This window comes from Streptomyces sp. NBC_00569, assembly GCF_036345255.1.
In the GTDB taxonomy this organism is placed as follows: domain Bacteria; phylum Actinomycetota; class Actinomycetes; order Streptomycetales; family Streptomycetaceae; genus Streptomyces.
Genome location: NZ_CP107783.1, coordinates 4,820,456 through 4,839,222, shown reverse-complemented (window position 1 = coordinate 4,839,222; position 18,767 = coordinate 4,820,456). Strand labels below are relative to the sequence as shown.

The following is an 18,767-nucleotide window of genomic DNA, read 5'->3' as shown; positions in this document are numbered from 1 at the left end:
ACGTCAGAACGGGAACTGGCTCCGGCCGTGCTGCACCGAGATCCACTTCTGCGTGGTGAACGCCTCGACGGTCGCCTCGCCGTTCAGCCGGCCGAGCCCGGACCGCTTCTCGCCGCCGAATGCGACGAGCGGCTCGTCGTGCACCGTCCCGTCGTTGACGTGGATCATCCCGGTGTCGATGCGCCGCGCGAACGCGACGCCCCGCTCCACGTCCCGCGTGTGCACGGCGCCGCTCAGCCCGTACGGGGTGTCGTTCGCGACGGCCACCGCCTCCTCGTCCCCGTCGAAGGGGATGAGGAGCGCGACAGGACCGAAGATCTCCTGCCGCAGCACCGGGGAGTCGGCCGGCAGGCCCGTCAGGACGCTCGGCTCGACCAGATTGCCGACGGCCTTGCCGTGCAGCAGCGCGGTCGCGCCTTCCGCGAGCGCCTGGTCGACGACGCCCGAAACGGCCTCCGCCTGCGTGGAGTTGATGACCGGACCGATGACGGTCGACGGGTCGCGGGGGTCGCCCACCTTGAGGGACCTGACCTTGGCGACGAACTTCTCGGTGAACTCCTTCTCCACCTTGCGGTCCACCAGGATCCGGTTGGCGGCCATACAGACCTGGCCCTGGTGCACGTACCGGCTGAAGACCGCGGCGTCGACGGCGTAGTCGACGTCCGCGTCGTCGAGCACGGTCAGTGCGCTGTTGCCGCCCAGCTCCAGTACGGCGTGCTTGAACTGCGAGGCGCACACCGTCGCGACGTGCTGGCCCACCGTGTCGGAGCCGGTGAAGGAGATGACCTTCGGCACGGGGTGGGTGAGGAACGCGTCGCCTATCTCGGCGATGTCGGTGATGACGACGTTGAGCAGACCGGCCGGCAGGCCCGCGTCCTCGAGGATCTTCGCGACCAGGGAGCCACCGCAGATCGGAGTGTTCTGGTGCGGCTTGAGAACCACACCGTTGCCGAGGGCCAGCGCGGGCGCGACCGACTTCAGCGACAGCAGGAACGGGAAGTTGAAGGGGCTGATGACACCCACGACGCCGACGGGAACGCGGTAGACCCGGTTCTCCTTGCCGTCGACGGGTGACGGGATGACCCGCCCCTGCGGGCGCAGCGCCAGCTGGATCGACTCGCGCAGGAACTCCTTGGCGAGATGCAGCTCGAACCCGGCCTTCAGCCGCGTACCGCCGAGCTCGTCGACGATCGCGTCGGATATCTCGTCCTCGCGCTCCTCGACCAGGCGCAGTGCCCGCTCGAAGACCATGCGTCGCGTGTACGGGTTGGTGTCCGCCCAGCTCTTCTGCGCCCGCTCGGCCGCGCGGTAGGCCTCGTCGACCTCGTCGGCCGACGCCACGGTGATGGAGGCCAGCTTCTCGCCGTTGTACGGGTTGAAGTCGATGATGTCCCACGCCCCGCGGCCGGGACGCCATGAACCGTCGATGTATTGCTGGGCCAGTTCGGTGAAGTAGGACATGAGATCCCTTACTGCTGCCGGCAGACACCTAATGGCTCGTCATCTTACGTCTGTACCAGTCGAGTTGTGGCCTGGTTGGGACGCGTGTCCGATCGCCGCCGATCGGAAGTCGGGCCGGAAGGATCGGTTCTCGGCCACCCTTGGTCGGCGGGTATCGGTCGGCGGGTCTTGGCCGGCAGATATTGATCAGCAGGTATGGGTCAGCGGATGCCGGCCGGCAGGTATGGGTCAGGCGGCCTTCGCCAGCAGGCCGCGGATGATGTCCACGCTCTCCGCGGGCGTCGGGCACTCCGCCTGAAGCTGCTCCATCGCCCGCGCGTACTGCGTGACATCCTCGCGCTTGTCGAGGTACAGGGCGCTGGTGAGCTGCTCCATGTAGACGATGTCCGAGAGGTCGGACTCCGGGAAGCTGAGCATCGCGAAGGCGCCGGTCTCACCCGAGTGGCCACCGAAGCCGAACGGCATGACCTGAAGTGTGACGTTGGACTGCTCGGAAATGTCGAGCAGATGCTGGAGCTGACCTCGCATCACCTTCGGTCCGCCGTACGGGCGTTGCAGTGCCGCCTCGTCGAGTACCACGTGGAATTCGGGGGCGTGCTCGGAGACGAGGAGCTTCTGCCGTTCGAGGCGCAGCGCCACACGCCGGTCGATGTCCGCCTTCGGGGCGTCCTTCATGCCCCGGGCGACGACCGCGTGCGCGTACCCCTCGGTCTGAAGCAGCCCGTGCACGAACTGCACTTCGTAGGCGCGGATGAGCGACGCGGCGCCCTCCAGGCCGACGTAGGTGGGGAACCAGCCGGGCAGGACGTCCGAGTACGTATGCCACCAGCCCGCGACGTTGGCCTCCTTCACGAGGGAGAGGAGCGCGCCGCGCTCCGCCTCGTCGGCGACTCCGTACAGGGTCAGCAGGTCCTCGACGTCCCTGGCCTTGAAGCTCACCCGTCCCAACTCCATGCGGCTGATCTTCGATTCGGATGCGCGGATCGAGTAGCCGGCCGCCTCCCGGGTGATGCCACGTGATTCGCGCAGGCGCCTCAGCTGCGAGCCCAGCAGGATGCGCCGCACCACCGAGCCGCTCGACTCTCCCGCACTCACGTCGCTCCACCCTCCCGATCGCTCCAGCAGCCGAAGTCTGCCATTAAAACGCTCCGGCCCGTACTCGTTCGGTTACAGAAACGGAAAGGTTGCGAAAGGTCTCCACAAGAAGTCGTGGGAAGAAATGAGCAACAAGTGGTACGTGGGGGGACAGGCCGGGCGCGTGCACGTGCATCTGCCCTTGCATCTGCTGTACGCATTCGGAACGATGGCCCACGCACCACCGCTCCACTCGCTATGTACCGCGAATCCCGGGAGTGCCTCGGATGGGGACGAATGGACCGGCCATGCTCGAGCCGTTAAGGCAGGGGCTTCCGCCACTCGACCCTTCAGCCGTTTCCAGCTCCGCCTCCTGCGCCCTTCCCGCACGGTACGAAGCGGTGGGCAGCGCCCGTAAGTTCACGCGCGGGACGCTCGACGGCTGGGACGTGGCGGAGAGATTCGACGACGTCTGTCTCGTCGTCTCCGAACTCGTCACCAACGCCCTGCGGCACGCACTGCCCTCGGACACCCCGCGCTCGCAGGATCCGCCGGTGCGGCTGCACCTGATGCGCTGGACCTCACGCCTGGTGTGCGCGGTGCGCGACCCCAGCGACGAGAGCCCCGTCGCCCGCGAGGCGGAGGACGACTTCAACGCCGAATCGGGCCGCGGCCTGTTCCTGGTCGACTCGTTCAGCGACAGCTGGGGCTGGCATCCGCTGGCCGGCACGCTGAACGGGAAAGTGGTGTGGGCGCTGTTCCGGCTCTGAGGGCCGGTAAGTGGCCAATGTGATTTGAGAGTTGGCGACTGATGGGTGACGCCTGCTGGCTCATGGCTGATGACTCATGGCTCATGGCTCATGGCTGATGCGTGACGGCTGGCGACTCTTTACGGCTGTCACCTGTCACCTGACGATGGTCAGCTGACAGTTATCGTCATCTGTCAGTTGTCACCTGTTAGTTGTCATCCGTCAGGTGTCACCCGGCACCCGTCCCACAGTGCCTGCCGCCGCCGCCCGCCGGTCATCACCTACTGGCCATCACCGACCGGTCATCGCACTACTGGTCATCACCGACCGGCCATCACTTGCCGGTCGTCACCCGTCGGCCATCACTTGCCGGTCGTCACCCGTCGGCTATCAGATGGTCGAACTCCCCGTCCTTGACGCCCAGTAGCATCGCCTCGATTTCGGCGGGCGTGTAGACGAGGGCCGGGCCCTCCGGGAAGTTCGAGTTGCGCATCGCCACCCGTCCCCCCGGCAATTTCGCGAACTCCACGCAGGAGCCCTGTGAGTTGCTGTGCCTGCTCTTCTGCCAGACCACACCGTGAAGTTCCGTGGCCGCCATGCCGTTGTACGCGTGGTGCACAGTCGCTCCCCGGTCGTGCTGTGGCCCACGAGGCTCATGTGGCCAGCGAGTCAGGTGTAGTGGTCAACTGTCCTGGATCATAGCTGCGTTCACATGCCGATGCATGGGCAGATGCACGTGCACGGGGGGTGTTCCCGCGGTTACAGCTCTTCGAGCGTCTGCCCCAGCGCCCGCATGACATGCGAACGCCAGCCCCCGTCCATGATCTTCCGCGCCATCATCTGTGCCGGATCGTCCGGATCGAATCCGTCGTGCACTAGGAAGAGACGCGTGCCACGGCCTTCTGGCTCCAGGTTCCACGTAATGGTCCAGTCCGCAGCATTGGCCGGATCCCGGTCCTGCCACCGGACGCTGAGCATCCGCTCCTCCTCGTACGCGAGGACCTCGACGTCGACGGTGCCGGAGAAGCCGGTGTTGGGCCGCGGCACGGTCGTCATCACGTACCGGTGGCCCACCTCGAGGCGGAAGTCCTCATTGCCCGGCATCAGCCACTGGGCGAGCAGCTCGGGCTCGGTGAGGGCGCGCCAGACCTTGGCGGGAGGGTGGGGGAGGAACTGGTCGACGGTGATGTTCGTGAGGCTCATGACCCGTCATCGTCGGGCATGCGGTCGAGGAGTTCGGCGAGCCCCTTCAGGCGGCCGCGCCAGAACCGCTCGTACGGATGGAGCCAGTCCTGCACCTCGGCCAGGGGGGTGGCCTCGAGCCGGTAGATGCGCTGCCGTCCTGCGCGTTCCTCCGATACGAGGCCGGCCTCGCGCAGCACCTTGAGGTGCTCCGAGAGGCTGGGCCGGCGCATCGCGAAGTGGTCGGCGAGGGCCTGGACGGGCTGCGGGCCCTCGTCCCTGAGGAGGCGGAGCACCTCGCGTCGTGTCCCGTTGGCGAGCGCGGCGAACAGCCGGTCCTGGCCGGCGGTGTCGGGCGCGCTCGTGGTCGCCATCGGCGTCAGAAGCCTTCCTTCTCCGTGATGAGCATCAGTGCGTTGCCGTCCGGGTCGCTGAAGGAGGCCATGCGCCCCCACGGCACGTCGTCGGGGCCGGTGACCTCGGCTCCGGCGGCGGTGAGCCGCGCGCAGTCGGCGTCGACGTCGGTCGTCACCAACATGATCCCCCGTGCCGAACCCGGGGTGAAATCCCCCATGCCAGGGCCGGACAGGGTGAAGACGGTCTGTGCGCCCGCGGGTGCGACCTGGAGCCAGCGGCCCGGCGGCATCTCGCGGTCGGCCGTGACGTCGAAGCCGAGTACGTCGACGTAGAAGCGCAGGGCGCGGTCCTGGTCGGTGACGGGGAGGGTGATGAAGGAGGCATGCGTGATGTTCGTGTGGCTGCTCATGCCCCGACTATAGGTAGGAATTTCCCTACGCGTCAAAGGTAGGGAAATCCCTACGCGATACGTTCCCGGGTGGTGCCGCTCAGGGACAGAAGTCGACCGCAATTACCTCTACCTTCGTCCGTACAGGCGGCGGAACCGATGGAAGGCGGCCCACGATGGGGACTCAAGGGAACGCGGAGATCCGCGGCGACGAGCGCGGCACACTCCTGATCTTCCTCGCCGGGCAGCGCGGCGCGGTCCGCCGTGCCGTGCTCGGGCTGACCGGCGAGCAGGCCGCGGCGACGCCGAGCGCCAGCGCCCTGTCGCTGTCCGGCCTGGTCAAGCACCTCGCGGAGGCCGAGCAGGGCTGGGTGGCGAGGGCCCGGCAGGTCGCGCCCGACGTGCAGCGCACCGAGGCGAACTGGTCCGACAGCTTCCGGCTCGTGGGCGACGAGTCCGTCGAGTCGGCCCTTGCCTACTGGGACAAGGTGGCGCTGGCCACCGAGGAGTTCATCCGGTCGGTGCCGAGCCTCGACGACACGTTCCCGCTGCCCCGCCATCACTGGTCGCAGGGCGAGGCGGAGGTGTCCGTGCGGTGGCTGCTGCTCCATCTCATCCGGGAGGCGGCCCGGCACGCGGGGCACGCGGACATCATCCGCGAGTCCCTGGACGGCAAGACGGCGTACGAGCTGGTGGCGATGGCGCGGGAGTGACGTCCTACGCTGGAGCCCATGTCAGCGATCCGCCTCCTGGTCCTCGGGGCCGTACGCCAGCACGGCCGCGCGCATGGGTACCAGGTGCGCAACGACCTCGAGTACTGGGGCGCGCACGAGTGGTCGAACGCCAAGCCCGGGTCGATCTATCACGCGCTCAAGCAGATGGCGAAGCAGGGATTCCTCGTCGCGCACGAGATCGCGCCCTCCACGGCCGGCGGTCCGCCGCGCACCGAGTACGAGATCACGGACAAGGGCACCGAGGAGTTCCTCACGCTGCTGCGTGAGGCGCTCGTGACGTACGACCAGAAGCCGGACGTCCTCTCGGCCGCGCTCGGCTTCATCGTCGATCTGCCGCGGCGGGAAGCGGTGGGGCTGCTGCGGCGGCGCGTGGACGGCATCGAGGAGTGGCGGCGCGCGGTCACCGAGTACTACACACCCGAGGACGGGCCCGAACGGCTCGGCCATATCGGCGAGATCATGAATTTCTGGGTGCACTCGGCCGACGCGGGCGCGGAGTGGACGCGGGGGCTGATCGGCCGGATCGAGGGCGGCGCGTACACGTTCTCGGGGGAGGGCGAGCCCTTCGTCGGGGTGCTCGCCGAGGGGCAGGAGAACCCTTACGCCACGGGTGAGCCGCATCCCGGGGATCCGCGTTAATCAAGTTTGACCAATGGTGGGCGCGGGGATACCTTTCGCGACGTAGTCAAATTTGATTACTGCTCGGTGGGAGGAGCCGGATGACCGACGCGATCATCGTCGAGGGCGCACGGAAGAGGTACGGGGACAAGTGGGCGTTGGACGGGCTCGACCTCACGGTCGCCCGCGGCACCGTCCACGGCCTGCTCGGTCCGAACGGCGCGGGCAAGACGACGGCCGTCCGCGCCATGACGACGCTGTTGCGGGTCGACGAGGGCCGCGTCGAGGTGGCGGGATGCGACGTGCGGCGGCAGGCGGCCGAGGTGCGGCGTCGCATCGGGCTCCTCGGCCAGCACGCGGCGGTCGACGAGGAGCTCGGCGGGTGGCAGAACCTGGAGATGTTCGGACGCCTCCACCACCTGGGCGCCCGGCGCGCGCGGGTACGGGCCGGCGAACTCCTTGAGCGCTTCGGCCTCGCCGGGGCCGGGCGCAAGGCGGTCAGGCAGTACAGCGGTGGCATGCGGCGCCGGCTCGACCTGGCCGCCTCCCTCGTCACGGACCCCGAGGTGCTCTTCCTCGACGAGCCCACGACGGGCCTGGATCCGCGCGGGCGGGCCGAGGTGTGGGGCGCGGTGCGCTCGCTGGTCGGGGGCGGTACGACGGTGCTGCTCACGACGCAGTATCTGGAAGAGGCCGACCAGCTCGCCGACCGCATCTCGGTCGTGGACCGGGGCCGGGTCGTCGCCGGGGGGACGGCCGACGAGCTGAAGGCGCGGCTCGGCGGTGACCGGATCGACGTCGTCGTGCGGGACGGGAGCCAACTGGGCGTGGCGGCAGGGCTGTTGCCGGGCGGTGCCACGGTCGACCCGGACCGCCGGCTGGTCAGCGCGCCCGTCGCCGACCGGATGGCCGCGCTCACCGAGGCCGTGCGGGCGCTTCAGGACGCGGGTGTGGAGGCGGAGGACATCGCGCTGCGCAGGCCGACCCTGGACGAGGTGTTCCTGCATCTGACGGGACCGGGACAGAAGGACGCGGAGGAACGTGGACACATGGCGGACCGGTCGGAGGTGACCGCGTGAGTACGCCGATGAGCTGGGCCGTCGCCGACTCGTGGACCATGACGCGGCGCGAACTTGCGCACTGGGCCCGGCAGCCGACGCAGATCGTGGTGGGTCTGGTCTTCCCGGTGATGCTGCTGCTGATGTTCGGCTTCCTGATCGGTGGTGGCAAGGGCGTCGAGGGCGAGTACGTCGACTATCTGGTGCCGGGCATGCTCGCGCTCACCATGGCGTTCGGGCTCGAGGCGACGATGCTGGCGGTGACGCAGGATCTCAACAAGGGCGTGATCGACCGGTTCAGGTCGATGCCGATGGTCAACGGAGCGGTGCTGGTGGGCCGTTCGGCCGCCGACATGCTCCAGTCGGCCGCCGCGCTTGTCGTGATGACCGGCGTCGGCTACGTGATCGGCTGGCGTCCGCACGGCTCGGCCGGGGCGCTCCTGGGCGCGCTCGGCCTGCTGCTCCTCTTCCGGTTCGCGATGCTGTGGATCGGCATCCACCTGGCGATGGTGGCGGGGAAGCCGGAGCTGGTGCAGGCCGTGCAGATCCTGGTCTGGCCGGTCGGATTTCTGTCGAACGCGCTCGCCGAGCCCGGCGCGATGCCCGGCTGGCTGGGCACGGTCGTCGAGTGGAACCCGATGTCGCACACGGCGACGGCCGTACGGGACCTGTTCGGCGGCCCCGGTGGGGAGCCGGGGCACCTGTGGACGGCGGTGCTCTGGCCGCTCGCGCTGCTCGCGGTGTTCTTCCCGTTGGCGGTGAGGAAGTTCGCGGCGCTCAGCAGATAGGGCTCGGCAGATAGGGCTCGGCAGATAGGGCTCGGCATGTGCGGCGCTCAGCGGACAGGGTTCGGCCGATGGGGCCCGTGAACAGTGTCAGTGGTGGAAGGCGGTCGCCGCCTGCTTGTCGCGGGTCAGCGGGTGCGGTTGCCGGCGCAGTTCGGGCAGCAGCCGGTTGAGGTCGGAGAGGAAAAGTGCGGCCAGGTCCGCCGAGAAGCCGTTGCGGCACACCAGCCGCAGCACCGCGAGGTCCTGGCGGTGCGCGGGGAAGGTGTACGCGGGCACGAGCCAGCCGAATTCGCGCAGGCGGCGCGACACGTCGAAGACGTCGTACGCCTTCACCTCGGGTGCTGTCGTAAAGGTGACGACGGGCAGTTGGTCGCCGCGCGTGATGAGCTGGAAGTCGCCGAGGGCCTCGATGCGTTCGGCCAGGCCCCGGGCGACGTCTCGGGTCGACTGCTGGACCGCGCGGTAGCCCTCGCGGCCCAGGCGCAGGAACGTGTAGTACTGCGCGGCGACCTGCGCGCCGGGCCGGGAGAAGTTGAGGGCGAAGGTCGGCATGTCGCCGCCCAGGTAGTTGACCCGGAAGACCAGATCCTCCGGCAGATCGTCCGCCGTACGCCACAGGGCCCAGCCGACGCCGGGGTAGACGAGGCCGTACTTGTGGCCCGACGTGTTGATGGACGACACCCGCGGCAGACGGAAGTCCCAGACCAGCTCGGGGTCGAGGAAGGGCGCGATCATGCCGCCGGAGGCGCCGTCGACGTGGACGGGGATGTCGAGGCCGGTCTTCTCCTGGAGGGTGTCGAGGGCGGCGCACAGCTCCTCGATCGGCTCGTACGAGCCGTCGAACGTCGAGCCGAGGATGCCGACGACGCCGATGGTGTTCTCGTCGCACAGCTCGGCGGCGGCCTGCGGGTCGAGGTGGAAGCGGTCGCCCTCCATGGGGACCTGGCGCGCCTCGACCTCCCAGAAGTTGCAGAACTTCTCCCAGCAGACCTGGACATTGATGCCCATGACGAGGTTCGGGCGGGCTTTCCTGGACGGGTAGCGGTCGGCGTTCCGCTTCATCCAGCGGCGCTTGAGGGCCATTCCGGCGAGCATGCACGCCTCGCTCGACCCGGTGGTCGAACAGCCGACGGAGCCTTCCGGGTCGGGCGCGTTCCACAGGTGGGCGAGCATCGACACGCAGCGCCGCTCCAGCTCCGCGGTGCGCGGGTACTCGTCCTTGTCGATCATGTTCTTGTCCCGGCACTCGGCCATCAGGACGTCGACCTGCGGTTCCATCCATGTGGTGACGAACGTGGCGAGGTTGAGCCGTGCGTTGCCGTCGAGCATCAGCTCGTCGTGGACCAGCTGGTACGCCGTGGAGGGCGGCATGGGGTCGCCGGGCAGCCGGTGCTTGGGCGGGGCGTCGGTCATGCCCGCGACCGGATTGGCCTCGCCGTAGAAGGGGTTGACGGCCATCGGGCGCTCGTCGTGCTGGTCGGGACCGTGGTGCAGCGGCATCGTCGCGGGCTCCCTCTATACGGGGTCGTGGCCTCATCGCGAGGATACGGAGGGGCGGGGCGCACCGCCCGGCGAGACGGCGCGGCCGTGCCGTTCGGCGGTACCGCTCAGCGCACGGACGTGCCGTCGTCGTGCAGCTGCATCTGGGGCCGGCCGGTGACCAGGATCCAGGCCGGCAGCGAGGCGATGCACAGCAGGGTGATGACCGCCGGGGACGCGACGAGGACGGCCGCGGTGAACAGGCTGATCCAGCCCTGCCGGGTGATGGCGAGCAGGATGCCGAGGACGCCCGCCGAGACGCCGACGGCGGGGTGCACGCCCGGCACGAGCGCGTGGGCGAGGAGGCCGAAGGCCGACCCGACGAAGACCGCGGGGAAGATCCGGCCGCCGCGGAAGCCGCAGGAGGCGGCGATCAGCAGGGCCGCCAGCTTCACCACCGTCATCAGGGCGAACTCGCCGGCCGACCAGCCGTCGGGGTTCCGGGCCAGCTCGGCCACCTCGTCGAGGCCCTTGAAGAGCGTGAGGTGTCCGCCGAGCGCGCCGAGCAGACCGAGTACGAGCCCGCCCGCGGGCAGCATCAGCATGGGGTGCTTGAGGCGTCCGAACGCGGCGTGCGTGTGGGGGAAGGCGTAGACGGCCGCCATGCCGAGGACCGCCGCCGTGGAGGCGATCACCAGGGAGGCGACGAGGTCGCCCCAGCCGGGCCGGGGGAGGGTGGGCAGGCCGAGGTCGAAGGTGGGGTGTGCGACGAGGGTCGTGGTCATCGCGCCGGTGGCGGCCGCGGTGAGCGGCGCGAACAGGGAGTCCCACAGCGAGCCCCTGATCTTCCTGCCCGCGAGGGCCTCGGAGATGACGAGGGCGGCGGCGACGGGCGTGCCGAACAGCGCGCCGAGCGTCGCCGCCTCGGCCAGCGGGACCCAGAGCGCGGGGGGCACGGCCGGCAGGGCCTTCGCGCCGAGCCAGAACACGAGGGCGATGTTGGCGGCGATGATCGGGTTCTCGGGGCCGAGGCTGGGGCCGCCGGCCAGCATCAGCGCGGTCGCGACGAGCAGTCCGGGCAGCAGGAACGGCGGCAGCGGCGCGCTCGCGAGCCCGATGGTGGCCGGGTCGGGTCCCGCGTGACCGGGCGCCTTCCAGACGACGAGTCCCACGAGGGTGCCGGTCACGGTCAGCATGACGATCATCCAGAGCGAGGAGTACCCGCCGATGCCGAGCGCGTCGGGCAGGTCGTTCCACAGCACGTGCTGGAGTTTCTCGGCGAGCTCGCTCACGCCGAGGTACAGCAGGCTGCACGCGACGCCCACGACGAGCGCGGGGACGACCAGCGGCAGCAACGTCCGTGCCGGGGTGGTCTCCTGGGGCGCGGCCTGCGCGTCGGTGCTCACCGGCACACCATAAGCGGACGAAAGCCGCGTAACACCCGGAGGAAGTGCCGCTTGCACCTCACGTGACGTGAGGCTGCACGCTGGGACCCGTACCGGAGAAGGCGCCCGCGCAGGCGCCGGCGCGGGCATCGACAACGACACCGACAAAGGCAACGACACCGACAAAGGCAACGACACCGACAGGGAGAGGGCCGGAGCCGTGAGCTACTCCGTGGGGCAGGTCGCCGGGTTCGCCGGCGTCACGGTGCGCACGCTGCACCACTACGACGAGATCGGCCTGCTGGCGCCGGTCGGGCGCAGCCACGCGGGGCACCGGCGTTACAGCGACGCCGACCTGGACCGGCTCCAGCAGATCCTGTTCTACCGGGAGCTCGGCTTCCCCCTCGACGAGGTCGCGGCCCTTCTCGACGACCCGGAAGCGGACCCGCGCGCGCATCTGCGCCGCCAGCACGAACTGCTGACCGCCCGGATCGGCAAGCTCCAGAAGATGGCCGCAGCCGTCCAAACCGCCATGGAGGCACGCAAGATGGGCATCAACCTCACGCCCGAGGAGAAGTTCGAGGTCTTCGGCGACCACGACCCCGAGCAGTACGCCGACGAGGTCCAGGAGCGCTGGGGCCACACCGAGGCCTACGCCGAGTCGCAGCGCAAGGCCGCCTCGTACACCAAGGAGGACTGGCTGCGGATCAAGGAGGCGAACGACGACTGGATGCGGCGGCTCATCGCCGTCATGGACGCGGGCGAGGAGCCCGGTTCCGGGGCTGCGATGGACCTCGCCGAGGAGCACCGGCAGCAGATCTGCCGGTTCCACTACGAGTGCACCTACGAGATCCAGACCTCGCTCGCCGACATGTTCGTCGCGGACGAGCGCTACCGGCGCAACCTCGACAAGGACCGGGAGGGCGTGGCCGCCTTCCTGCGGGAGGCGATCCTCGCCAACGCCGTGCGCAACGTGTAGCCGCGCTACAGCGGTGCGATCACCACGGCCGTGCCGTACGCGCACACCTCGGTGCCCACGTCCGCGGCCTCGGTGACGTCGAAGCGGAACATCAGCACCCCGTTGGCGCCGCGGGAGCGGGCCTGCTCGACGAGCCGCTCCATCGCCTGGTTGCGGGTCTCCACCAGTGTCTTGGTGAGGCCCTTCAGCTCGCCGCCGATCATCGATTTGAGTCCGGCGCCGATCTGGCTGCCCAGGTGCCTGGAGCGGACGGTGAGACCGAAGACCTCGCCGATCACCTTCTCCACCCGGTAACCCGGCACGTCGTTCGTGGTGACGACGAGCACATCCGTCTGCGGATTCTGGCCGCCGCCGTAGTCTTCGATACCCATACACACAGGTTTGCCACAGTTGACGCACAGTGCATCCTGGGAGGGCCGCTGGAACCTGGTGCCGTCATCCGGCGTTGATAACTTTGCACCGCCATTGCCCTCGCTTCACCACCCCTCAGGAGTCCGGAACCGTGACGACGCTTGCTCTCGGACCAAGCTGGCTGGACCCGGACCACCTGCTCAACACGTTCGGCATCTGGGGCCTGCTCCTGATCGTGTTCGCGGAGTCCGGCCTGCTCATCGGCTTCTTCCTGCCGGGCGACTCCCTGCTGTTCACCTGCGGACTGCTGATCACCGCCGGCACGCTGGACTTCCCCCTGTGGGGCGCCGTCGCCCTGATCTGCGTCGCCGCGATCCTCGGTGACCAGGCGGGTTACCTCTTCGGCAAGAAGGTCGGCCCCTCGCTGTTCAACCGCCCGGACTCCCGCCTCTTCAAGCAGGAGAACGTGGTCAAGGCCCACGAGTTCTTCGAGAAGTACGGCCCGAAGTCCCTGGTCCTGGCCCGCTTCGTGCCCATTGTCCGCACGTTCACGCCGATCATCGCGGGCGTCAGCGGTATGAAGTACCGCTCGTTCATCACGTTCAACATCATCGGCGGCGTGCTCTGGGGCGCGGGCGTCACGCTCCTCGGCTCCTGGCTGGGCAACATCGAGTTCGTCCACAAGAACATCGAGGCGATCCTGATCCTGATCGTCCTCGTCTCGGTGGTCCCCATCGCGATCGAGTTCCTGAGGGCGCGCAGCAAGTCGAAGAAGGCCGAGGCGGCGATGCCCCAGCCGCAGACGCCGCCGCAGGGCCAGCGCGGCCGTCACGCCAAGCGCTAGACCGCCACGGCGCCTTCGCCGCGTCCTAGAACCCTCGGGTCCGCTTCGCCGCCCGGCGCCCCGCCGCGCCGGGCGAGCGCAGGAACAGCCGCGCGATCTCGGACCCGAGGTTCACCCCGATCGCGATGGCCATGGCGAGAGCCGCCGCCTTCGTCAGCGACACCAGGCCCGCGTCCACATTGTTCTGCGCGATGGCCAGCAGCCCGAAGTACGTCGCGGAACCCGGCAGCAGCGGCCCGATCGCCGCCGTCACGTACGGCAGCGCGGACGCGAACCGGTAGCGCGAGAAGAGCTGCCCGAACAGGCCGACGAGCCCGGCCGCCGCCGCGGTGGAGGCGACCGGCGAGATCCCGCCGACGACGTGCATGGCCCCGTACACGATCCACGCCACACCGCCGTTCAGCGTCACCGCGAGCACGGTGGAGCGTTCCTGCTGGAGCAGGACGGCGAAGGCGAGCGAGAGCGCCATGGAGGCCGCGATCTGCCAGTAGGGGCGGTCGATGACCTGGAGGGCCGCGTCCGGGTTCAGCTGCGCGTGCAGCTGCACGCCGAGATAGAGCACGATCAGGACGCCGATGACGATGCCGACGAAGAAGTACATGACTTCGAGCAGGCGCGCGGCCGCGGTGATGTAGTAGCCCGTCAGACCGTCCTGCACGCCCGCCACGAGCGCCCGCCCCGGCAGCAGCGCGAACAGCCCACCGGTGATCACCGCGGAGGCGCGCACGTCCACGAGGTTGTGCGCGAGGGTCAGCAGGATCCCTATGGCGGCGGGCGGCATCGCGGCGACGGTGAACTGGTAGAACTCCGGCAGCCCGCGGCCCGCGCACAGCCAGGCCAGCCGGTCGCCGAGGATCGCGCCGAGCGCCGCCGCGACGAAGACGATGAGGTCACCGCCGACGAGGATCGAGGCGCCGCCCGCCAGGAGCCCGGTCGCCGCGGAGAGCACCCAGCCGGGGTAGGGGTGGCGGTTGCGGCGGATCTCGGCGAGACGCCGGTAGGCCTCCTCCAGGGAGACGTCGACCTCCTCGTCGGTGATGTCGTACACCAGCTGGAACACGGCCGCGAGGCGCGTGTAGTCGGTGCCGCGCCGCCGCACGGTCCGTGACGCGGTCACCGGGTCGTCGACCAGCGACGGCTGGTACGAGATCGAGAGCAGCGTGAACGTCACCGTCGGCTCGCACCGGTCGAGGCCGTAGGAACGGCACACGGCGAACATCGCCGCCTCCACGTCCTCGGCGCCCTCACCGCCCGCGAGGAGCAGCTCGCCGATACGCAGGGTCAGGTCGAGGACGCGCGGCACGGCCGGGCCCTCGTCGTCGTGCTTCTGCACGGGCTCGGCCGCGGGGCGCTCGGCGACCGGCATGCGCAGCATCGTGCGCATCCGGTCCTGCCAGGGCGCCTCCTTGGTCAGCTTGACCATGGGGACGCCGTGCGCGGGTGTGAACGCGGGCGGCGCGTGCCGGGAGCTGTAGGTCTGCGGGGGAGTGAAGGCCGACCCGGTGGAGTCGACGGGTGCGGCGGCCGGGGTGCTGAACCCGTCCGGGAGCGCGAACTCGGACGTCGTCTGCGACTCGTCCTGCTCGGGCACCGGGGTCTGCGGCACCACCCCGGGCGGCGGTGTGAAGGCGCTGCGTGCCTCGTCCGACTGCGGTTTGCGGTCTTCGGCCGCCTCCGGCTCCCGCTCCGTCACCAACTCGCCCTTCGTATGACGCCTGCGCACCTCCCGGTACGCCTCAGTATGAGCACAGATACGCGAACGGGCCGCCCCACCCCCGGAGGAGTCGGACGGCCCGTGCGTGGCGGGGGAGGTCAGTGACCGCCCTCGTCCTTGAAGCGCTTGTAGGACCGCTCGATCTCGGCCTCGGCCTCGGTGCGGCCGACCCAGTCGGCGCCCTCGACGGACTTGCCGGGCTCCAGGTCCTTGTAGACCTCGAAGAAGTGCTGGATCTCCAGGCGGTCGAACTCGGACACGTGGTGAATGTCGCGCAGGTGCTCCACGCGGGGGTCCGAGGCGGGGACGCACAGCAGCTTGTCGTCACCGCCGGCCTCGTCCGTCATCCGGAACATGCCGATGGCGCGGCACTTGATGAGGCAGCCGGGGAAGGTCGGCTCCTCCAGGATGACCAGCGCGTCCAGCGGGTCCCCGTCCTCACCGAGCGTGTTCTCGACGAATCCGTAGTCGGCCGGGTAACTGGTCGAGGTGAAGAGTCGACGGTCCAGGCGGATCCGACCGGTCTCGTGGTCCACCTCGTACTTGTTCCGCGAACCCTTCGGAATCTCGATCGTGACGTCGAACTCCACCGGTGGCTCCTCCATGATCAACACATACGACTGGTGATTAAGTGTCCCTCACGCAGGTGTGTGATCGCGAAAGGGGCTGGTCCGTGGTGCCCGAGCTCAAGGCTTCGCAGGCAGTTTCACAGGCAGTGAAGATGCTTACGAAGGTCAAGACCTGGCAGCTCACAGCGGGCGCTGCCACCCTGGGCCTGGCGCTCTCGGCCGTGGCGGTGGCCTCGGCCGGTCCGTGGGACTCCAGCGGTCAGCGTACGGCGGAGGCGCGCCGGGCTGTGTCCCAGGAGGCCGGGGGTGGCACAGATCACGGCCGCGGCGGGCGCTCCGACGAGCCGGACGCCGCCCCGAGCGCCCGTGCCGTCCTCGCGGCGCCGGGCCGCTCGGTCCCCGGCCCCACCAAGGGCGCGCTCGCGGACGTGCTCGACCCGCTCCTGAACGACCCGGCCCTCGGCAAGCGGCGCACCGCGGCCGTCGTCGACGTGGCCACCGGCGAGCGGCTGTACGGCAAGAGCTCCGGCGACGCCCTGACGCCCGCGTCGACCACCAAGCTCGCCACGGCGGTCGCCGCCCTGTCGATGCCGGGATCCGACCACCGCATCGACACGAAGACCGTCATCGAGCCCGGCTCGTCGGCGCACAAGGTCGTCCTCGTCGGCGGCGGCGATCCCACGCTGACCGCCCGCAAGGACGCCGGACCGAACGCGAGCCTGCGCGCCCTCGCCGACGACACCGCCAAGGAACTCAAGGACCGGGACACGGACGAGATCACGCTCTCGTACGACACCTCGCTCTACTCGGGGCCGCTCCTGCACCCCATCGGGCCCAACGAGAACATCGCGCCGGTCAGCGCCCTCATGGCCGACGAGGCGCGCATGGACGACTCGTCGAGCGGCCCGGCGCCTCGCGAGTCCAACCCGGCGGCCGCCACCGCGCGGAAGTTCGCGGATCTGCTGCACGACCGCGGCATCAAGACGAAGGGCGAGCCGGGCCCGGGCAAGGCGCCGGGCGACGCCGAGAAGCTGGCCAAGGTGTCGTCACCGCCCGTGTCGGCCCTGGTCGAGCGGATGCTGACGCACAGTGACAACGACATCGCGGAGGCCCTGGCCCGCCAGGTGGCGCTCGCCACGGACGAGGCCGCGAGCTTCGACGGCGGGGGCGCGGCGATCCGCAAGGAGCTGGACAAGCTCCGACTCCCGCTCTCCGGAAGCCACTTCGCGGACGGCAGCGGCCTCGACCGCGCCGACAAGGTCTCCGCCGACCTGCTCACCCAGGTCCTCGCGCACGCCGTCGAACGCGAGCGCCCCGGGCTGCGCCCGGTCCTCACAGGACTGCCCGTCGCCGGCTTCACGGGCACGCTGAGCAAGCGGTACACGGACGCGGCCGACGCGGCGGGCGTCGGCCTCGTACGGGCCAAGACCGGCACGCTCACCGGGGTGAACACGCTGGCCGGCACGGTCGTCGACGCGGACGGCCGACTCCTGGTCTTCGCGTTCATGACCGACGGCACCGTCAACCCGGGACAGGCTCAGGCGGCCCTTGACCGGCTCGCGTCGACGGTCGCGAACTGCGGCTGCCGCTGACTCGCCCCGCACCCCGGCCCCGCCCGTCCCGGCTGTCTCCCCTAGGGGGCACAACCGGGGCGCTGTCCGGGGCCAAGCCCCTGTGCACCAGGACCCGAGCACGTACGGTTGACACATGACGAGCATCGGTGGTGCTTCTGGGATGGTCGACTGGAATCTCGCGGTGGCGACCGCGACCCGACTCGTGCGGCCGGGCCCGGAGGTGACCCGGGACGAGGCGCGGGCGACCGTCGCGGAGCTGCGCCGGCACGCCAAGGCTTCTGAGGAACACGTCCGCGGCTTCACGCGGATGGCCACGGAGGAGGCGCATGACACGCCCGTCCTCGTCGTCGACCGCCCCGGCTGGGTCCGGGCGAACGTGGCGGGGTTCAGGGAGCTCCTCAAGCCCCTCCTGGACAAGATGGAGGAGCGGCGCGGCTCCGGCCCCGGCGGAGCGGTCCTCGGCGCCGTCGGCGGCAAGGTCACGGGCGTCGAGCTCGGCATGCTGCTGTCGTTCCTGTCCTCCCGCGTCCTCGGGCAGTACGAGACCTTCGCCCCCGCCACCAGGGACCTGCCGGCCGCGCCGAACGGCGGCGGAAGACTGCTCCTCGTCGCGCCGAACATCGTGCACGTGGAGCGCGAACTCGATGTGGATCCGCACGACTTCAGGCTCTGGGTGTGCCTGCACGAGGAGACGCACCGCACGCAGTTCACGGCCGTGCCCTGGCTGCGCGACCACCTCGAGGGCGAGATCCAGTCATTCCTCGCCGAGACCGACGTCGACCCGATGACGTTCCTGGAGCGCATCCGGGAAGCAGCCCAGTCCCTGGCGGGCGCACGCCCCGAGGGTGAGCAGGGCGAGGGCGACGAAGGGGGCCGCTCCCTGGTCGAGCTCGTGCAGTCACCGGCCCAGCGCGAGATCCTCGCCCGGCTCACCGCCGTGATGTCACTGCTCGAAGGGCACGCGGACTTCGTGATGGACGGGGTCGGGCCCGCCGTGGTGCCGTCGGTGGCCGAGATCAGGGAGAAGTTCAAGGAGCGCCGTCAGAAAGGTGCGTCCCGCCTGGACCTGGCGCTGCGCAAGCTCCTGGGCCTCGACGCGAAGCTGCGCCAGTACCGCGACGGCGAGCGGTTCGTCAGGGCCGTGGTGAACGAGGTGGGTATGGACGGATTCAATCGCGTATGGACATCGCCGAACACGCTCCCCACCAAGGCGGAGATCGCCAAACCGGCGGACTGGGTCGCGCGGGTGCACCGCAAGTCGGAGGGTGCACCGTAAGGCAGGGTCGTGAAACAAATACGGCCAACGGCAGGAGAACGCCCCCGTAATCACCCATCCGAGGGACCGTGGGCCGTGGGTAGGCGTGCAATGCTCGGGGAATGGCTCGGCTCTGTCACGATCGACACACTCTGAGTGACTGAAATCACCGAGTCACTGTTGAGTGACTAGTCCGAGCCACACCCCC

General features: G+C 69.6%; 19 protein-coding genes and 1 pseudogene. 9 read left to right on the top strand and 11 right to left on the bottom strand.

Annotation, left to right across the window (positions count from 1 at the left end; genetic code table 11):
• Positions 1-3: 3 nt before the first annotated feature.
• Positions 4-1,461 carry an aldehyde dehydrogenase family protein gene (locus OHO83_RS21745; protein ID WP_266672904.1) on the bottom strand — a complete coding sequence of 486 codons (1,458 nt, stop codon included), beginning with the start codon at positions 1,459-1,461 and terminating at the stop codon, positions 4-6.
• Between the two features lie 228 nt (positions 1,462-1,689).
• Complete coding sequence (locus OHO83_RS21740; protein WP_266672905.1) at positions 1,690-2,556, bottom strand: helix-turn-helix domain-containing protein; 867 nt, start codon at positions 2,554-2,556, stop codon at positions 1,690-1,692.
• 266 nt (positions 2,557-2,822) lie between these two features.
• On the opposite strand from OHO83_RS21740, the gene OHO83_RS21735 reads away from it, so the two are divergent.
• Complete coding sequence (locus tag OHO83_RS21735; protein WP_266672906.1) at positions 2,823-3,305, top strand: ATP-binding protein; 483 nt, start codon at positions 2,823-2,825, stop codon at positions 3,303-3,305.
• Positions 3,306-3,660: 355 nt separating this feature from the next.
• On the opposite strand, the gene OHO83_RS21730 is transcribed toward OHO83_RS21735, so the two are convergent.
• From OHO83_RS21730 to OHO83_RS21715, 4 genes are all read right to left on the bottom strand, one after another.
• On the bottom strand, positions 3,661-3,903 hold the full coding sequence (locus OHO83_RS21730; protein ID WP_266672907.1) for a DUF397 domain-containing protein: 243 nt from the start codon (positions 3,901-3,903) through the stop codon (positions 3,661-3,663).
• A 140-nt stretch (positions 3,904-4,043) separates the two neighbouring features.
• Positions 4,044-4,487 carry an SRPBCC family protein gene (locus OHO83_RS21725; protein ID WP_266672908.1) on the bottom strand — a complete coding sequence of 148 codons (444 nt, stop codon included), beginning with the start codon at positions 4,485-4,487 and terminating at the stop codon, positions 4,044-4,046.
• Positions 4,484-4,840 (bottom strand): ArsR/SmtB family transcription factor, encoded by a 357-nt coding sequence (locus tag OHO83_RS21720; protein ID WP_266672910.1) that lies wholly within the window; start codon positions 4,838-4,840, stop codon positions 4,484-4,486. The genes OHO83_RS21725 and OHO83_RS21720 overlap by 4 nt, the downstream gene beginning before the upstream one ends.
• 5 nt (positions 4,841-4,845) lie before the next feature.
• Positions 4,846-5,232, bottom strand: coding sequence for a glyoxalase superfamily protein (locus OHO83_RS21715; RefSeq protein WP_266672912.1), 387 nt, complete (start codon positions 5,230-5,232; stop codon positions 4,846-4,848).
• Positions 5,233-5,387: 155 nt separating this feature from the next.
• On the opposite strand from OHO83_RS21715, the gene OHO83_RS21710 reads away from it, so the two are divergent.
• The 4 genes from OHO83_RS21710 to OHO83_RS21695 all read left to right on the top strand — a co-directional run bounded on the left by OHO83_RS21710 (position 5,388) and on the right by OHO83_RS21695 (position 8,409).
• Entirely contained in the window at positions 5,388-5,924 is a 537-nt protein-coding gene (locus OHO83_RS21710; RefSeq protein ID WP_266672914.1) for a DinB family protein, read from the top strand.
• A gap of 18 nt (positions 5,925-5,942) precedes the next feature.
• A complete protein-coding gene (locus OHO83_RS21705) occupies positions 5,943-6,584 on the top strand; it encodes a PadR family transcriptional regulator (RefSeq protein WP_266672916.1) in 642 nt (213 codons plus the stop codon).
• An 80-nt stretch (positions 6,585-6,664) separates the two neighbouring features.
• The gene (locus tag OHO83_RS21700; protein ID WP_266672918.1) at positions 6,665-7,642 is read left to right on the top strand and encodes an ATP-binding cassette domain-containing protein; all 978 of its coding nucleotides are present in this window, start codon (positions 6,665-6,667) and stop codon (positions 7,640-7,642) included.
• Between the two features lie 8 nt (positions 7,643-7,650).
• Positions 7,651-8,409 (top strand): ABC transporter permease, encoded by a 759-nt coding sequence (locus OHO83_RS21695; protein ID WP_266676522.1) that lies wholly within the window; start codon positions 7,651-7,653, stop codon positions 8,407-8,409.
• An 87-nt stretch (positions 8,410-8,496) separates the two neighbouring features.
• On the opposite strand, the gene OHO83_RS21690 is transcribed toward OHO83_RS21695, so the two are convergent.
• Both OHO83_RS21690 and OHO83_RS21685 read right to left on the bottom strand, forming a co-directional pair.
• Positions 8,497-9,909: a glutamate decarboxylase gene (locus tag OHO83_RS21690; protein ID WP_266672920.1), complete on the bottom strand. Its 1,413-nt coding sequence runs from the start codon at positions 9,907-9,909 to the stop codon at positions 8,497-8,499.
• Between the two features lie 107 nt (positions 9,910-10,016).
• Positions 10,017-11,300: an ion channel protein gene (locus tag OHO83_RS21685; protein ID WP_443066058.1), complete on the bottom strand. Its 1,284-nt coding sequence runs from the start codon at positions 11,298-11,300 to the stop codon at positions 10,017-10,019.
• A gap of 193 nt (positions 11,301-11,493) precedes the next feature.
• On the opposite strand from OHO83_RS21685, the gene OHO83_RS21680 reads away from it, so the two are divergent.
• A complete protein-coding gene (locus OHO83_RS21680) occupies positions 11,494-12,252 on the top strand; it encodes a MerR family transcriptional regulator (RefSeq protein ID WP_266676524.1) in 759 nt (252 codons plus the stop codon).
• Between the two features lie 5 nt (positions 12,253-12,257).
• Here the strand turns inward: OHO83_RS21680 and OHO83_RS21675 are convergent, their stop codons facing one another.
• Positions 12,258-12,623, bottom strand: coding sequence for a YbjQ family protein (locus tag OHO83_RS21675; protein WP_266672924.1), 366 nt, complete (start codon positions 12,621-12,623; stop codon positions 12,258-12,260).
• Between the two features lie 131 nt (positions 12,624-12,754).
• On the opposite strand from OHO83_RS21675, the pseudogene OHO83_RS21670 reads away from it, so the two are divergent.
• A pseudogene (locus tag OHO83_RS21670) lies at positions 12,755-13,423 on the top strand (DedA family protein); the annotation flags it as partial.
• A gap of 49 nt (positions 13,424-13,472) precedes the next feature.
• On the opposite strand, the gene OHO83_RS21665 reads toward OHO83_RS21670, so the two are convergent.
• Positions 13,473-15,170: a threonine/serine ThrE exporter family protein gene (locus OHO83_RS21665; protein WP_266672926.1), complete on the bottom strand. Its 1,698-nt coding sequence runs from the start codon at positions 15,168-15,170 to the stop codon at positions 13,473-13,475.
• An 89-nt stretch (positions 15,171-15,259) separates the two neighbouring features.
• Entirely contained in the window at positions 15,260-15,751 is a 492-nt protein-coding gene (locus OHO83_RS21660; RefSeq protein ID WP_100597700.1) for an inorganic diphosphatase, read from the bottom strand.
• Positions 15,752-15,882: 131 nt separating this feature from the next.
• On the opposite strand from OHO83_RS21660, the gene dacB reads away from it, so the two are divergent.
• Both dacB and OHO83_RS21650 read left to right on the top strand, forming a co-directional pair.
• Positions 15,883-17,322 (top strand): D-alanyl-D-alanine carboxypeptidase/D-alanyl-D-alanine endopeptidase, encoded by a 1,440-nt coding sequence (gene dacB / locus OHO83_RS21655; RefSeq protein WP_266672929.1) that lies wholly within the window; start codon positions 15,883-15,885, stop codon positions 17,320-17,322.
• A gap of 115 nt (positions 17,323-17,437) precedes the next feature.
• Complete coding sequence (locus tag OHO83_RS21650) at positions 17,438-18,580, top strand: zinc-dependent metalloprotease (RefSeq protein ID WP_266672931.1); 1,143 nt, start codon at positions 17,438-17,440, stop codon at positions 18,578-18,580.
• The last annotated feature ends 187 nt before the right edge of the window (positions 18,581-18,767 follow it).